General features: G+C 72.3%; 9 protein-coding genes. 4 read left to right on the top strand and 5 right to left on the bottom strand.

All coding sequences use genetic code 11. The features are described 5' to 3' along the window. Positions 1 to 7 precede the first annotated feature (7 nt). Positions 8 to 1,543, bottom strand: coding sequence for an MDR family MFS transporter (locus ACFYM0_RS10985; RefSeq protein WP_388499195.1), 1,536 nt, complete (start codon positions 1,541 to 1,543; stop codon positions 8 to 10). A 282-nt stretch (positions 1,544 to 1,825) separates the two neighbouring features. On the opposite strand from ACFYM0_RS10985, the gene ACFYM0_RS10990 reads away from it, so the two are divergent. The 3 genes from ACFYM0_RS10990 to ACFYM0_RS11000 all read left to right on the top strand — a co-directional run bounded on the left by ACFYM0_RS10990 (position 1,826) and on the right by ACFYM0_RS11000 (position 8,533). Continuing rightward, the gene (locus ACFYM0_RS10990; protein WP_388499198.1) at positions 1,826 to 3,853 is read left to right on the top strand and encodes a PQQ-binding-like beta-propeller repeat protein; all 2,028 of its coding nucleotides are present in this window, start codon (positions 1,826 to 1,828) and stop codon (positions 3,851 to 3,853) included. A gap of 38 nt (positions 3,854 to 3,891) precedes the next feature. After that, positions 3,892 to 6,252, top strand: coding sequence for a PQQ-binding-like beta-propeller repeat protein (locus tag ACFYM0_RS10995; protein WP_388499200.1), 2,361 nt, complete (start codon positions 3,892 to 3,894; stop codon positions 6,250 to 6,252). Between the two features lie 115 nt (positions 6,253 to 6,367). Then, on the top strand, positions 6,368 to 8,533 hold the full coding sequence (locus ACFYM0_RS11000) for a PQQ-binding-like beta-propeller repeat protein (protein ID WP_388499202.1): 2,166 nt from the start codon (positions 6,368 to 6,370) through the stop codon (positions 8,531 to 8,533). 111 nt (positions 8,534 to 8,644) lie between these two features. Here the strand turns inward: ACFYM0_RS11000 and ACFYM0_RS11005 are convergent, their stop codons facing one another. From ACFYM0_RS11005 to ACFYM0_RS11020, 4 genes are all read right to left on the bottom strand, one after another. Further along, a complete protein-coding gene (locus ACFYM0_RS11005; protein ID WP_388499203.1) occupies positions 8,645 to 9,940 on the bottom strand; it encodes a ThuA domain-containing protein in 1,296 nt (431 codons plus the stop codon). Then, entirely contained in the window at positions 9,937 to 12,150 is a 2,214-nt protein-coding gene (locus ACFYM0_RS11010; RefSeq protein ID WP_388499361.1) for an RICIN domain-containing protein, read from the bottom strand. Before ACFYM0_RS11010 ends, ACFYM0_RS11005 begins: the two co-directional genes overlap by 4 nt. 112 nt (positions 12,151 to 12,262) lie before the next feature. Beyond that, the gene (locus tag ACFYM0_RS11015) at positions 12,263 to 13,651 is read right to left on the bottom strand and encodes an RICIN domain-containing protein (RefSeq protein ID WP_388499206.1); all 1,389 of its coding nucleotides are present in this window, start codon (positions 13,649 to 13,651) and stop codon (positions 12,263 to 12,265) included. After that, on the bottom strand, positions 13,648 to 14,919 hold the full coding sequence (locus ACFYM0_RS11020) for a lectin (protein ID WP_388499209.1): 1,272 nt from the start codon (positions 14,917 to 14,919) through the stop codon (positions 13,648 to 13,650). Before ACFYM0_RS11020 ends, ACFYM0_RS11015 begins: the two co-directional genes overlap by 4 nt. 715 nt (positions 14,920 to 15,634) lie before the next feature. On the opposite strand from ACFYM0_RS11020, the gene ACFYM0_RS11025 reads away from it, so the two are divergent. Then, positions 15,635 to 16,363 carry a CAP domain-containing protein gene (locus tag ACFYM0_RS11025; protein ID WP_388499211.1) on the top strand — a complete coding sequence of 243 codons (729 nt, stop codon included), beginning with the start codon at positions 15,635 to 15,637 and terminating at the stop codon, positions 16,361 to 16,363. Positions 16,364 to 16,365: the final 2 nt, after the last annotated feature.

Here is a 16,365-nt window from a genome sequence, read left to right on the forward strand (position 1 = left end):
CGGGGTGTCAGTGGGCCGCCACGGTGGCGTTCCCGGGGCTGTCGGCCGGTGCGGACGGTCCGGCCTTCTTCAGGGGGACTTCGATGACGAACAGTGCGGCGGCGAAGGCGAGGGCGCAGACGATCGCGGCGGTGAGGAAGATGGGGCCGGTACCGTCGGTGACCGCGGTGAGGTAGGCGTGTTCGGCCCCCGCGGGCAGGTTCCGCAGGGCGCCCGGGCCGGTGTCCCCGCCGGACGGCAGGGCGGGCCGGACGGCGCGGGTGAACAGCGAGCCGAAGACGGCGACCCCGAGGGACCCGCCCAGGGTGCGGAAGAGGTTGACCGAACTCATGGCCGCGCCCATGTCGCGCAGGGAGACGCTGTTCTGGGCGATGGTGCCGGCCATCTGCAGGGTGAAGCCGAGGCCTGTGCCGACGAGGACCATGTAGAGGCTGGTCAGCAGGGACGAGGTGTGGGTGTCCATGGTGGCCAGCAGGCCGAGCCCGGCCACCAGGAACAGGGTGCCGATGACGGGGAACATCTTGTACTTGCCGGTGGCGGACATGATCTTCCCGGCGATGGTCGAGACGATCACGACGGGGATCATCATCGGAAGCATCAGCAGGCCGGAGTTGGTGGCCGAGGCGCCCTGGACGGTCTGCTGGAACAGCGGCAGGTACAGGCCCGCACCGAACATGACCACGCCGGCGGCGAGGAGCATGACCATCGCCAGCGGGTAGTTCCGGTGTCCCGTGAAGACGCTCGGCGGCAGCAGCGGCTCGCTCACCCGCTTCTCGACCGGGATGAAGAGGGCCAGGCCCACGATCGCGGCGGCGCCGAGGGACAGGATCTGCCAGGAACCCCAGGCATAGGTGCTGCCGGCCCAGGTCGCGGCCAGGACGATCGCGGTGATGGAGAGGGTCAGCAGGGCGATGCCCGCCCAGTCGATCTTCGCCTGGACACGCTGGGCGGGGACCTGCAGCTTCCGCCACAGCCACACCAGGGCGACCAGGCCGAGCGGCAGGTTGACGTAGAAGGCCCAGCGCCAGTCGAAGTGTCCGGTGACGAAACCGCCGAGGAGCGGTCCGCCGATGGTGCCGATCGCCATGACGGAGGCGGTCATGCCCTGGTACTTGCCGCGTTCGCGCGGCGGCACGAGGGCCCCGATCAGCGCGAAGGCGCCCGCCCCGATGCCGCCGGCGCCGATGCCCTGCACGACGCGGTAGGCGATCAGCTCGCCCATCGAGCCGGAGGTCCCGCACAGGGCGGATCCGACGATGAAGACGGCTATCGAGGCCAGGTACACGGGCTTGCGGCCGAAGAGATCGCCGAATTTGCCCCAGACCGGAGTGGTGACGGCGGTGACGAGCGTGTAGGCCGTGACGACCCAGGAGATGTGCTCCAGGCCGCCGAGGTCGCCGACGATCGTGGGCATCGCGGTACTGACGACCATGTTGTCGAGCATCGACAGCAGCATCGCGAGCATGATGCCGAGCAGTACCCAGCGCACGTCTTTCGGTACGGCCGTGGGGCCGGTGGAGGGGAGGGAGGCGGTCGCGGACATGACTGATCACCCCTTTCGGGCATGAGGAGGGGAAGCGGGAGGGGCGGGTGCTGCTGCGACGCCCACCCTCCCAGAAGAGCACAGTCGATACATAAGTGCAACCGCTAACCTTTTAAATTCACACAACCGAAGAGATGGACTGTTCCCACCCGCGGCACGCCGCCGCCGCACGCCCGGCGCGGCACGCCCGCCGCGGCCGGAGTGCGCCCCCGCCCGACCGGGGATACGTCAACTTTTCTGATTCCAGCGGTGGTTGACGGGCGCACGCCTACGATCAACGGCATGACACCAGTGATCGCCCCGTTGCCGGGCGGTACGCCCGCGCAGCTCGGAGGTCACCGGATCCTCGGGGTGCTCGGGGCCGGAGGGATGGGGACGGTCTACCTCGCCCGCCGCCGGGGGCGTCCGGTCGCCCTCAAGACCATCCGGCCCGAACTCTTCCGCGACGCGGACCTGCGCGAACGGTTCACCCGTGAGGCCGCCGCCGCGGCAGCCGTCCGCAGCCCCTTCGTCGCCAACGTGCTCGACTCCTCGACCGCCGAGCAAGTGCCTTGGATCGCCGCCGAGTTCGTCCCCGGCCCGACCCTCGCCGCTGCCGTACTGCGCCACGGCCCCCTGCCCACGCCCGCCATGCGGGTCCTCGCCGGGGCGCTCGGCCGGGCCCTGACGGCCCTGGGCGCGGCCGCGGTCGTACACCGCGACCTGAAGCCGTCGAACGTCATCCTCGGCGCCGACCGCCCCCGGGTCGTCGACTTCGGCATCGCCCGGGTGACCGGCGACGCCACCTTGACCGCGACCGGGCAGCGCCCCGGAACACCCGGCTACATGTCGCCCGAACAGGTGGTGAAGGGTCCTCTCGGACCGCCGAGCGACGTCTTCTGCCTCGGTGCGCTGCTCGTCTTCGCGCTGACCGGCCGGCACGCCTTCTACGACGGAGACCCGGTCCGCTCGGACTTCCGCATCGCCTACGAGGCCCCCGACCTCACCGGCGTACCGGCCGAGCTGACACCCGTGATCGGGGGCTGCCTCGAAAAGCAGCCGGAAGACCGGCCCACCGCCTCGGAGGTGGCCGCGGAACTCGACCCGCAGGGCGCCGCCCTGCGCGCCGCCGCCCGCTGGCTGCCGCCCACGGTGCTCGCCGACGCCGCCGGGATCTCACGGGCCGCAGCCGCCCTGGGCGCCGGCCCGCGACGGCCCACCCGGCGCGGAGTGCTCACCGGGGCCGGAGCGGCCGTGCTCCTCGCGGCGACCGGTGCCACCGCCCTGCGCATCCTCCAGGAGGACCACGGCCGCGCCCCCTCCCCCGCCCCCCGCTGGAGCGGCCCGCCCGGCACGGTGCCGGTGCCCCTGTGGTCGTACGACGGCGCCTCCGCGCAGCCGGCCTTCGGGCCGGTCGACGTCGACGGCCGGGTGTGCTTCGCGGACGCCGGCGGCGAGCTCCTCCTCCACGATCCCGTCTCGGGCGACCGGCGCTGGCGCGGACCGGTGGTGCGCGACCTCGTCGGCGGCCGCCGACCCGTCGCCCTGGACCCGGACGGCTCCCTGCTGTTCCTGGACCCCGGCAGCGGTACGGTCCGCCATCGCGCCCGCGACGTGGCGACCGGACTGCTCGCCGCGGACAAGGACCAGGTGTACGTCCTCGGTACCGACGGCCGCTTGGCCGCCCTCAAGCTGGCGGACGGCGCGGTGCGCTGGCGCGTGCCCGCCCCCGTGCCGGGCACCGTGCTCTCGGCGGCCGCAGGGTACGGGCGGCTGCTCCTGGCCTCGGCCGCCGGCGGGGTGGTGGCCCTGTCCTCCGCCGACGGCGGCACCGTGTGGCGGCGGCCCGCCGGCACCGACGGCTCGCGGACGGCCCTGTCCGCGGGCGGAGTGCTGCTGGGCGGGGCCGGAGACCGGACGCTGACCTGCCTGGACGGGGGGCGCGGCGAACAGCTGTGGACCCTGCCCGCTGACGACAGCGCGGGCTTCGGCGTGCCCACGCCGGCGGGCGACAGCGTGTACGTCGCCGACGGCCGCCAGCTCCGGAGCATCGACGTGAAGACCGGAGCCCCCGCCTGGACCGTACTGGCCGCCGAGGAACTGGCCAGGGAGCAGGCTCCGCTGGTGGCGGGATCCGGGATCTTCGCGCCGCTGCGGAAGCCCGAGCTCGGCATCCTCGTGGTGCACGGCGGGCGGGCGGCCGAGCAGTACGTGTTCGCACCGGCCCCGGCCGGGGAGGTCCGGGCCGACGTTCCCTGGCGGGGAGTGGTCGCCGCGGGCAGCGCGATCTGGCAACGCGGCAGCGCGGTCCGCGCCCTGCCGGGCATGTGACCGGCCCCGGGCGCGGCCACGAGGTGAGGGAGGAACGCATGGGGGGCGGACGTCTGGAGGAGGGCCTGCGCCCCGAGGACCCGCGGGCGGCCGGACCGTACCGGCTGCTGGCCCGTTGGCCCGGCCCCCGGCCGGAGCCGCCGCGGGGCGGCATGTACGTCGGCCGCGACCGCGACCACGGGCACGCCGTGGTGTGCCTGCTGCCCCCGGCCGCGTACCGGGCGGCCGAGGCGCTGCGCCGTGGGCCCGTGCCGGGGGTCCCGGCCGTACTGGACCTGAGCACGGGGACCGAGCCCGCGTGGGTGGCCCTCGTACACACCCCTGCCGTGTCCCTCTCCGACGTGCGGCGGCCAGGACCGGAGTCCGGCATCCTGCCCCTGGAACGCTCGGTGCGGCTCGCCGCGGAGGTCGCCGCCACCCTGGCCGCCCTGCACGCCCGGGGCATCAGCTACGGCGCGGTGGCACCCGACGGCGTCTGGCTCACCACGACCCGCCCGCTGCTGATGGCCCTGCACGCCTGCCGCATGCCGTCCGCGCGATCGCCTCACGAACCGGGCCGGGGGGAGGTCCTGGGTCCGGGGCCGGGGCCGCGACCCGACGCAGGGCCCGGGCGGCCCGAGCCGCACAGCCGGGTATCGACCGTGCCCGCCGCCTTCATGGCCCCGGAAGTGGCCGCGGGGCGGCCCTCCTCCACGGCCGCCGACGTGTACTCCCTGGCGGTGCTGCTGCTCCACACGGCCACCGGGCGGCTGCCCTTCGGGGACGGCCCACCGCCGGTGCTGGCCTACCGCGCCCTGCACGACCGGCCCGACCTCTCCGGCCTGCCCGGGGAGCTGGGCGAGGTGGTGGCCGCGGCCTTGGCCGCCTTCCCAAAGGACCGCCCGACCGCCGCGGAGCTGTCCCGGACGCTGGCCCCCGGCGGGCAGGACGCCGAGCGGACAGCGGACCCACTGCCCGGCCGGGTCGTCGCCGCACTGGCCGTACGCACGCAGGCGATCGCCGACCTGGAGGTCCCCGATGCCGATGCGGACGGGGTCGGGGACGAGGACAGGCATGCGGGCGACCGGGCCCCGGCGGACGCCGATGCCCAGGAGCACCCGCACCCCGCCACCCTGGCGGCGACGCCCCCGGCCCCCGGCCCGGTTCCGGCCCCGGCCACCCCCGACGCGCCCGCTCCGCCCACCCGCCGCCGGGTGCTGTCCGGCCTGCTGACCGGCGCGGCGGGCGCGGCCCTCGGGGTCTCCGGGACCCTCGCCTGGTCCGCCCTGACCCGCGGGGACCGCCGCACCGGGCCGTCCGCGGCGGACGGCGGTTCCGCTACGAGCCCCCGCGTGCCCGGCATGCCGCCTGCCGCCCTGTGGCGCCGGGACGACCCGACGGCCCGCATCCGGCTCCTCCCGGTGAGCAGCGCCGACCGCTGCCTGATGGCGCGCGGCGACGTCCTGTACGGGCACGACCTGCGCACCGGCAAGGAGGTGTGGCAGCTGCCCGTCGACGACACCACCTCGCCCGTCCAAGCGCCCGGCGACCGCTTCCTCATGGCCACGCGCGAGGGGCTTTCGCTCTGCTCGACGCGTGACGGCCGTACCCAGTGGCTCCAGCGCGACGAACAGCTCGCGAGGGTGCTCGCCGCAGACGGCCCCACCGCGTGGCTGCTCGTGGGGGACGGGAGTCCGACGGGCGGATACCTGCTGGCGGCGTTCGACCTGGACCACCGCAAGGAGTTGTGGCGCACCCCGCTGCCGAGCGGATTCGGCAACGCGCAACTCGCCACCGCGGTCGGCCCCGAGACGGTCGTCGTGGAGGTACAGGTACCCCGGCAGGCGTTCCGGGACGTCACGGCCGTCCGGACCCTCGCGATCGCGGGCTTCGAGCGGAGCAGCGGACGCATGCTCTGGAACCGCTCCTACCCCGACGTCCACGACGGCCCGGCCTCCGTGGTGGACCCGGCGGGCGGCGGACGGCTGTTCCTGCTCTCCCGCGGCCGCGCCCACGCCTACGACCTGAAGACCGGCACCCGGCTGTGGGAGTCGCAGGCCCTGGTCGCCGGGACCAACGCCCCGCCCTTCTTCAGCGGCGGCACCCTGTACCTGGCCGACGACGGCACGGGCCCCATCGTCGCCGTGGACCCGGGCACCGGCCGGACGCTGTGGGAGCAGACGCTCACGGAGGTCCTGGAGTGGAACATGCTCGGGAGCATGACCGCGAGCGCCTCCGGACGCACCCTCTACCTCGCGACGCTGCACCAGGTGACCGCGACCGGCCTCCCCTCGGGCAAACGGCTGTGGCAGACCGGGCTCGCGGGGGTGGAAGCCCGGGAACCGTTCCAACTCGCCGCGGTCCCCGGCACCCTGCTCGTCGCCCGGCCGTCCGCCGTCGTCGCCCTCCCGGCGGACTGACCCCGCGCCCTCCCTCCCCCGCCCGCCCGCCGACGCCCTCCCCCGCCGCCGACACCCTCCCGCGTCCGCCGACGCAGGTACGACCACCGCCCCGCCCCGAAGGAGTCCTCCGGTCATGTCCACGCTCCTGCCCCTGCTGCCCGACGATCCCGAACGGCTCGGGGAGTACACCCTCCTCGGCCGGCTGGGCGGGGGCGGCATGGGGACCGTCTTCCTGGCCCGCACCGCCGGCGGCCGGCTCGCCGCGGTCAAGACCGTCCGGTCCGACCTGCGCGACCAGCCCGGCTACCGCCAGCGCCTGGTCCTGGAGGCCGAGGCCGTGCGGGCCCTGGGGGCGGAGCACACCGCGGCCTTCCTCGGCGCCGACCCCGACACGGCGCGGCCCTGGCTGGCCACGGCGTACCTCATCGGGCCCTCGCTGGCCGAGGCGGTGGCGGCCGGGGGGCCGCTGCCCGAACCGGTCGTCCGCGGACTCGGCTCGGCGCTCGCCACCGCCCTCGCCGCCCTGCACCGTGCCGGGCTCGTCCACCGGGACGTCAAACCGTCGAACGTACTGATCACCGCGCAGGGCCCTCGCCTCATCGACTTCGGGCTCGCCCAGGCCCCGGGCAGCCCCCGCCTCACGGAGGCCGGGGGAATCGCGGGCACACCGGCGTACATGTCACCGGAGCAGGCGCGCGGGGGAACGCCCGGCCCGGAAGGCGACGTGTTCGCCCTCGCTGCGGTCCTGGTGTTCGCCTCGTCAGGTCACGGCCCCTACGACGCCCGCGGCCGTCAGAGCACCCTCGAACTGCTGCGGGACGGCGCCGACCCCGACCTGACGGGCCTGCCGGACGGGCTGCGCGAGACGCTCACCACCTGCCTGTCACCGGAGCCCGCCGACCGGCCCGCGCCCGGCCGACTGCGCGACGCGTGGGGGCCGTTCGACCCCGGGGAGTTCGCCGAGCTGCTGCCGCAGGCGCTCCTCGCCGACCTGTCCCGCCGGATCGGGGAGGTCGCCGCGACCGCCCCCGCCCCGCTGCGCGCCCCCGCCCCGCGCCGCGCGCTCTCCCGGCGCACCCTGATCGCGGGCGCGGCGGCCGCCGCGCTCACCACCGCGGGCGGCGCCACGGCGCTCTGGGCCAACGGCAACCTCCCCGGCTCGGGCGCCGGCTCGGGCGCCGGTGACCGTACCGCTGCGCCCGGCCCCGGCCGGTCCTCCCGCCCGCCCGGCACCCCTCCGGCCCCGCTGTGGTCGGTCCCGTCCCCGTTCTCCGCCGCCCCGGCCGTCGCGTCCGACGAGGTCCTGATCCACACGAGCGACGTCCTGCGCGGCATCTCGACCGCGGACGGCCGGATCCTGTGGGAGACCCAGACCGCCAAGGTCGACGTGGCCGTGGCGGGCGACAGGCTCGTCGGCTGCGTCTTCGACGACGACGGCAACGCGAGCGCGGGATACCTGGACCCGCGCACCGGCCACCTGGCAGCCGAGGCGGCCAATCCGGCCGTCCTGGGCGATCTCACCCAGACCACACAGCTCCTGGCCGCGGACGCCGAATGCCTCTACCTCAAGGCGTACTTCAGATCCGGCGACCGGCAACAGCAAGAACAGGCGTGGCTGCTCTCCTACGAGCTGGGCGCACGGAAACTGCGCTGGCGCACGCGCATCGAGGGCGCCGTCCTGGACTCGCTCGGCTCGCTCATGATGTCGGCGATCATCTCCGGCGGCCGCCTGATCTGCTCGGACCCCGCACGCGTCTTCGCCGTCGACCTGCGCGAGGGCCGCCTGCTGTGGGCCTGCCGGGTCCGCACCGACCAGGAGGCGGCGTCGCCCGACCGGTCGGGAGGCATCAACCCCCCGGTCGCCTCGGACCGCCACGTCTTCGACTTCGAGGAGCGCATCACCGCGGTGGACCTGGTGACGGGCGCGGTGGCCTGGAAGCTGGAGCCGGAGGGCACGAAGCTGCTGAGCGCGCCCGTCTGCGCGAACGGCACGGTGTACGTCGCGGACGGGGCGCTCCAGGCCTTCGACGAGTCGACCGGGAAGAAGGTGTGGACCCACGACCCTGGTGCGTACGTCTCCATGCTGGCGCCTCCCGCCCCGTTCCGCGGGGAGCTCTACGCGGCGGTCGGCGGCGCCGGTCAGGCCGTCGTCGCGGTGGACGTCGCCGCCCGCCGCGTGGCCTGGACGCTCGCCGCGGGCGCCGTGAACATGCCCGACGGCCCGACCATGATCGTCCAGCGCGGCAACCGGCTCTACCCGCAGACCGTCGACCGCCTCGCGGCCGTACCGCTCGACTGACATCCCCCGTGACCCCGGCCGGCTGCGGACGCGAACAGCCCGTACCGCCCGGGTCACCCCGGGCGGTACGGGCTGTTCTTCCGAACGTGCCTATCAGGGGGAGGCAGGGCCTCAGGGGTGAGCGGTCAGGTGGAAGCTCTGGGCGGCAGAGCTGTCGCAGGCGCGCTGCACCAGCTGCACGCCGTTCGCCGCGCTACCTGCGGTGCTCAGGCACTTGCCGCTGTGCCGCGTGGTGAAGTGGTAGCGGCCCGGGGCTTCCCGTACCGGCAGCCACTGCTGGTTGCCGCCACCGCCGTAGGACCACAGCTGCAGCGGTGCGTTGTCGGCTGCGGAGACCCCGGTGACGTCGACGACCTGCTGCGGATTGCCCCGGATCGCGATCCGGGTGTACCCGCCGTCGGTGGGACGGAACTGGAACTGCTGGGCCGTGGTCCCGTTGCAGGTGTACTGCTGGAGCGCCGTGCCGTTGGCCGTGGCCGCCGCCCGCGCGTCGACGCAGACGCCGTTCGCGCTGTCGGCCAATGAGTACCACGCGGTCTCCGAGATCGGGTCGGTCGGCGCGGGACCGCCGGCCACTGCGCCGAGCCACTTGAGCCCGTCGATCAGGAAGCGGTTCTGTGTGGGGCTCGCGAAGGTCGAGGAGAGCCGGGTGCTGGAGGCGTAGTCCATGGCGTTGTGCCCGAAGTTGGCGTACAGCATCTTGTACTGGGTGTTGGTCCAGAGAATCGGGAAGTAGCCGCTGTACCAGGACTGGTTCGGGTCCGTGCCCAGGGGGAAGCTCGTCGGGTCGACCGATGCCAGGACCTTGATGTTCGCGTTGGCTCGCAGGTCGTTCGACCAGCCGTACCACTCGCTGACCGACGAGGTGAACGCAGCGGGCAGCCCGGTGGTCGAGGGGTGCGTCCGGTCCTCCGTGCGCAGCACCGCCGTGGTCGGCCCCCAGGTGTTGGTCCTGAAGTTCCCGCTGCCGAGGAACCCGTTGTAGTACCAGGGCCATGAGCCGGCGTTGGTGGTGAACGCCGAGGAGTGGAAGCCCATCCAGCCGCCGCCGGCCCTCACGTACCGCTCGAAGCCGGACCGCTGGGCGTCCGTCCTGGGTGCGTCGTCCAGGAACAGGACGACCTGGTAGTCGTTCACCCCTCCGTTCGCCAGCAGTTCCCAGTTCGTGGTCGGCGTGTAGGTGAAGTTGTTCTGCGCGGCGGTCCGCGGGAACCACTCGTTGGCTTCCTTGACGAAGTCGATGTGCGCGGCGTCCCAGGTGCCGTTGTAGAAGGCGATCACCTTGAAGGCCGGGGCCGGGGCGGGGGCCTGGGGTGCGGCGGAGGCCTCGAGTCCGGCGTGGGCCGGGGCGGTCGGCCCGAGCGCGAGGGCCAACAGGATCAGCAGCCGTGCTGCGAGCCGCCTCACGGGTAGCTCACCAGGTTGGCCACGTTGGTGGACGCGTTGGAGGGGCCGCCCCGGTCGTTGACGACGTGCCGGATGGTCCCGGTGCCGCCGAGCGAGACGGTCACCATGTTCTGGAAGCGCACGTTCGGGTGGTTGGGGGCCTCGAAGGCACGCTCGGCGGTCACGCCCGGGTTGACGTTGAAGTAGCAGTAGCTGCCGAGCCCGTAGGCCTGGTGGCTGGTGACCGAGTTCGCGACCTTGTACGCCGAGTAGCCCTGGGTGGACCCGTTCATCCAGGCGGCCTGGTTCGGCGGGTCGTACGGCATCTCGTTCTGGTAGAAGTACGTCCGCCCTCCGTTGCCGTTCCAGATGGTCTGGTGCTTCTGGTAGTGCTCGACGAACAGGCCGTACATGGTGACGCCGTCGCCGTTGACGACGAGCCCCGTGTCCGCCGTGTTGCTGTTCCAGCCGATGCCGCTGCCGTGGTCGCCGCGCCAGATCCACATGTGGTCGCCGATGACGTGGTCACTGTTGACCACCAGGCTCGTCGTCGACTTGCCGACCGCGGCGCCACCGACCCGGAAGTAGACGTCGTGCAGGGAGGTGGGGTTCGCCGCGTGGTTCGCGCCGGCGCCGGCCGGTCCGATCTCCATCAGCGTCTGCGAGTTGGCCGTTCCGGCGTCGAAGAGGACGCCTGCGACCTTCACGCCGTCGACATCGGCCACCGTCATGGCCGTGACACCGTTGTCAGGAATGAAAGTGGCGAGGCCGAGACCGAGGACGACGGTGTCGGGGCGGGTCACCTTCAAGGTCTGGCCGAGGTGGTAGACACCGGGAGTGACCAGCAGGTTCTTGCCCTCGGCCAGTGCGGCGTTGATCTGTGCGGCCGTTGCTCCGGCCTTGACGACGTAGAACTGGTCCATGCCGAGCGAGCTGCCCGCCGCGTTCCCGTTCGCCCAGCTGGTGGCAGTGGAGTCGGTACGCAGGGACGGTACGAACACCTTGTACGCACCCGCGCCGTCCACGTACAGGAAGGGCTTCTCGCGGACCGTCGGCGTCTGGTTCACCGTGGTGTACGGCGGATTGGGGAAGGTGTTGCCCGGCACTCCCTGGCTGCCGACGAACACCATGTTCCAGTTGGAACCGGTCCAGCTGCCGAGCTGGGAGTTGCGGGTCAGCCACTGCTGCTGGGTGCCCGACCGGACCTGGCCGTCGATCTTGCTGTCGGCCATGAATCCGCCGCTGGCCCAGCCGCCGTCACTCAGCTCGAGGTTGCCGCGGACGTGCATGCGCCGGTACCCGGACGCCTGCGAGACCGCCCACCGGTCGGTGCCGCCGGTCGGGTTCACAGACAGGTTCTCCGCGCCGCGCCAGAAGTTCTGGGTGGCGTTCTGCGGTGGGAACCAGTCCGCCTCCACGTGCACGGCGCCGTTGATCGTCACCGAGTCGGGCGACTGGCCGAGGCCGAGGACCTGGGTGTAGAAGCCGACGTTGACGTCGTTGCCGTACGTACCCGGCTTGAACATCACGGCGTAGCGCTGGGAGCCGAACTGGTTGGTCTCCTGCTGCTGGAAGATGGAGTTCAGCCTGCTCTGGATGGTGGACGACGGCATGGACGGGTCGAAGACGACCACGTTCGGGCCGAGGTCGACGTCTCCGGGCGCGGTGTTCACGGGCGCCACCTGGAAGCGCTGGGCCGCCGTGCCGTTGCAGGTGTACTGCACGAGCTGGACGCTGTCGGCCGTCGACGCGGCCGGGACGTCCAGGCATTTGCCGCTGTGGCGGCTGACGAAGTGGTACGCGCCGCCGCCCTCGTCGACGGCCTGCCACTGCTGGTTGTTGCCGCCGCCGTAGGCCCAGAGGTGCACGGCGGCGTTGTCGGCCGAGGAGGTGTCGCTCACGTCGACGACCTGGGTGCTCGCGTTGCGGTTGCCGATCCGCACGAAGCCGTCGCCGGTCGGCGTGAAGCTCCACTGCTGCGCGGCGCTGCTGTTGCAGGAGTACTGCTGCACCGCCGTGCCGTTCGCGGTGGCGGCGGACCGTGCGTCCAGGCACTTGCCGCTGCCGGCGTTGACGACGGTGGACCAGCCCGTCGGCAGGTCGGCGGCCGCCTTCGCGGAAGCGTTCGGGGTGGCGGCCCGTGGGGTGGCGGCCTGGCTGGGATGAAGGGCGGTGAGGACCGAAGCGGCCGAGGCGGCGACCACGAAGGCCGCGACCCAGGGTCGCGTGATGCGGGCCCGGCTTGCGCCGGGGCGAACCGCTCGGGGCGTGCGGGGGGAGCTGAGCACGTTCTCTCCTGTGCCGGCTGTACGGCATGAGTGGGGGGGGTGGGGGGTGGGGGAGTCAGCCGTTGTACTGGGCGAAGACGCGGGTGAAGTCCCACGGCTGCTGGGCGACGCCCGAGCAGGTGTCGGCTCCGCCGCCGGTGCAGGGCCGGTCACGATTGACCGACCAGAAGGTCAGCCGCGCGAGGTGACGTTGCTGGGCGTAGCCGAGGATGGTGCGAAAGTCGTCGACGGTCACCGTCTCGCCGTTGTCGGTGATGCCGTTCATCGAAGAGATTCCGGTGTGGCGGTAGGCGAGGTCGTCCGAGTACCCGTAGGCGTTCTTGACCGCGTTCTTGAGGCCCTCGGCCGCACGGACGGTGAGCTGCCCCATGTTCTGTCCGGCGCCGCCGAAGTTGAACGGCATGATCGTCCAGCTGTCCACGGTCAGCCCGGAAGCGGCGGCCTTGCCGATCAGACTGCTGTCGGGGCCGTTCTGCCCGGTGCCGAAGGTGACGTACAGCTTGATGCCGGGGTTGCTCGCCTTGACGGTTTTCAGCGCGTCGACCGTGCGCTGCTGGACGGTCGGGCTGTCGTACGCCGCCGCCTCGATGTCGATGTCGATGGCCTTCAGCCCGTACGCGTTGATGACCTTCTGGTACGCCGCGGCAAGCTCGCCCGCGCTGCCGCAGGAGCTTTCCAGTTTGTTGCCGCTCCAGCCGCCGAAGGAAGGGATGACGTCGCCGCCGTTCGTCCGCACGGTGTTGACCGTCTGCTGATCGACGCCTCCGGTCAGCGGCCTGCTGCCGTCCCACTGCGGGTTGCAGTAGCCGTTGCTGAGGACGAAGGCGAGCGTGAACCACTTGACGCCGGTCGCGTTCGTCACGGTGGTGGGGCTCGGCGGGCTCCCCCAGCCGTTGTACAGGTACGGCGCCACGGCCATGGCCCCCGGTCCGGGCGGCGGAGTGCCTCCCCCGGCCGGGGCCGTCCACTTCTGGTTGGCGGCGCCGGTGCAGGTCCAGATCTGCAGCCGGGTGCCGTTGGCCGAACTGTTGCCCGTCGCGTCCAGGCACTTGCCTGCCTGCGGGTTGACGAGGTCGCGGGCCGCGGTGGCCGACCACTGCTGGGCAGCGCTGCCGTTGCAGTCCCAGAGCTGGATCCGGGTTCCGTCGGCGGTGCCGCCCGATGCCACGTCCAGGCACTTGCCGAGCGCGCGGATCGTGCCGTCGCCGACGACGTTCCACTGCTGTGCGGTGGTGCCGTTGCAGTCGTAGAGCTGTACGGCGGTGCCGTTGGCGCTGCTCGCGCCGGCGACGTCGACGCACTTGCCGCCGAGGCCGGTGATCCGACCGGTCGCCGCTGCCGCGCCGATCGCGGGATTGCCGCTCAGGCCGGTGACGAGGGCGGCTGCCGCCGCTGTGCCCAGCACACCGCGCACGGTGGGCCTGCGCAGGAGTCTCGTGGTCATCGGGTCACCGTCCACTTCTGATTGACTCCCCCGGTGCAGGTCCATATCTGCAATCGGGTGCCGTTGGCCGAGCTGCCGCCCGCGGCGTCCAGGCACTTGTCCGCCTGCGGGTTGACGATGTCCTGAGCGGCGGGGACGGCCCACCTCTGGGCAGCGCTGCCGTTGCACTCCCACAACTGGACCGGCGTACCGTCGGCCGTACCTCCCGAGGCCACGTCCAGGCACTTGCCGAGTGCGCGGATGGTGCCGTCGGTTCCCACGCTCCAGCGCTGGGCGGCGCTGCCGTTGCAGTCGTAGAGCTGGACGGGGGTGCCGTTGGCGGTACCCGCGGCCGCGACGTCCACGCACTTGCCGCCGGTTCCGGTGATGGGACCGCCGCCGCCCGGCTGACCGTTGTCGGTGCTGACCCGTACGTAGTCGACCAGGAGCTGCTGGGGGAAGAGCGTGCTGCCGTTGGGGTCTCCGGGCCAGTAGCCGCCGACCGCGAGGTTGAGAATGAGGAAGAAGGGCTTGTTGAAGACCCATTGCCTTCCACCGAGGTCGGCGGGGGTGCGGCGCTGGTAGACCGTGCCGTCGACGGACCAGGTGATCGCGTTGGGGCTCCAGTCGACGGCGAAGGTGTGGAAGGCGTCGGCGAACGCCTGACCACCGGGCAGGGCGTACCCGGCGCCGATTCCGCCGGCGCCGGAGTACCCGGGGCCGTGCAGGGTGCCGTGGACGGTGGACGGCTCGAAGCCCACGTTCTCCATGACGTCGATCTCACCGGAGTTGGGCCAGCCGACCTGACCGATGTCGCTGCCCAGCATCCAGAACGCGGGCCACATGCCCTGTCCGCGCGGGATCTTCATCCGCGCCTCGACGCGGCCGTACGTCGTGGTGAACTTTCCGGCCGTGTTCAGCCGTGCGGAGGTGTACTCACATCTTCCGTACCAGCACTGGTAGTTGGCCGGATTCTCACGGCGGGCGGTGATGGCCAGGTGGCCCTGACCATCGAGGGCGGCGTTGCGGTTGCCCGCCGTGTAGTACTGCCGCTCATGGTTGTTGACGTTGTCGCCCGTCTCGATCTGCCACTTCCCGCCGTCCACGGCGGAGCCCGCAGGTCCGTCGAACTCGTCGGAGAAGGTGACAGCGGCTGCGGCGGCCGCAGTCGCGGGTGGCCGCGGCGCCGGTGCGGGCGCACCCTGCGCAAGTCCGGTGGACAGCGACGCGAGGGTGAGGGCCGAGACGAGAGACAGCAGCAGGCGTCGGGATAAGTGTGGGGGGTGCATGACTCTCCCTTCCAGGGAGCATGGCGGATAGATCGCCCTGTGGCATGCATATGACAACACTGGGCGTGGGGGCCCGAATGCTTGGTGCACCGACAGGGATGAGGAGCGAGGAGCCGAGCCCAGGGGACCCTTCCATCACAAAATGATTTAAGTAGTGAACGAAAACGCTGTCAAGGGCTTGGTATGGACCACATTCCCGAACGCAGCCGTATCGGCCACCCGGCGCGCGTACCCACCGTGCGCCGGCCCGGCCTCGACGCGTCCGCGAGCCGCCCGCCCGGCCGGACCCGCTCGACGAGCATGGCGGATCGAGGAACGCCGTCCGGTTCCCCCTTCGGGTCGTGACATGCGTCACGGCCCGCATGTCACCCTGTGGCCTTCCGCGGAGATCCATTGCCTTGGCGCATTTCACCGTATGTCCCCGTTTGGCGGGGACATGCCTCACTCCGCCGGAAACGGAATTCGATGCTCCCTTTCCTTCGGCTCCAACAGGGCCGACAGGGATGGGTTCTGGCGGCAGGCCAGGTGCGCGCCACAGGGGCCGCGCCGCGCAGATGCACGATCTTGCGGCCGTTTCAAGCCCGGCCCCGAATACCCCGCGCGCCCGAGTGGGAGCGGCTTGCCAGGCCACTGGAGGGCTTCTAAGAATGGCGATTCCTCCGGCGCCTTCGCGGTCCGGCGCCGGGAGCTTCGCGATCACCGAGTGAGGTCCCGCATGAAGAAGCACCGTAAGAAGACGCACGGCAGGAAAATAGCCGTCGCCGTCGGAGCACTGGCCCTCGTGGCCGTACCCGCCGCGGCCAATGCCTGCCTCGACCCGCAGGGCTCCGACCCGATGCGGTCCGTCGTGTCCGAGCGGGACAGCCGCCACTGGCACGGCGGCCCCGATGCGCAGCAGCCCGTGGAGGTCCCGGTTCAGGTCGACGCCCCCGCCGCGATCATCGAGCAGCCGCCCGTCCAGCAGCCCGCCGAGTACGCGCCTCCCGCGCAGACCGCGGCGCAGCAGCCGGTGGAGCCGCCCGCCGAGCCGGCTGGTGCCCCCGAGCCCTCGGCCTCCGGGGCACCCTCCGGCGCCGTGGCCGAGGTCCTCGCGCTCGTCAACAAGGAGCGCTCCGCCGTCGGGTGCCCCGTACTCACCGTGAACGAGAAGCTCACGAAGGCCGCGCAGGACCACAGTGAGGACATGGCCGCCCACTCCACCATGTCCCACACCGGCTCCGACGGATCCGACCCGGGCCAGCGGATCACCCGGGCCGGCTACCAGTGGCGCACGTACGCCGAGAACGTCGCGTACGGCTACCCCACCGCCGCCCAGGTCATGGAGGGCTGGATGAACAGCCCGGGCCACAAGCGGAACATCCTCGACTGCAACGTCAACGAGATCGGCATCGGCCTCGCGCAGCCCGGCCAGTACTGGACACAGGACTTCGGCGCCACCCGCTGATC

Source organism: Streptomyces sp. NPDC006487 (assembly GCF_042870555.1).
GTDB lineage: Bacteria > Actinomycetota > Actinomycetes > Streptomycetales > Streptomycetaceae > Streptomyces.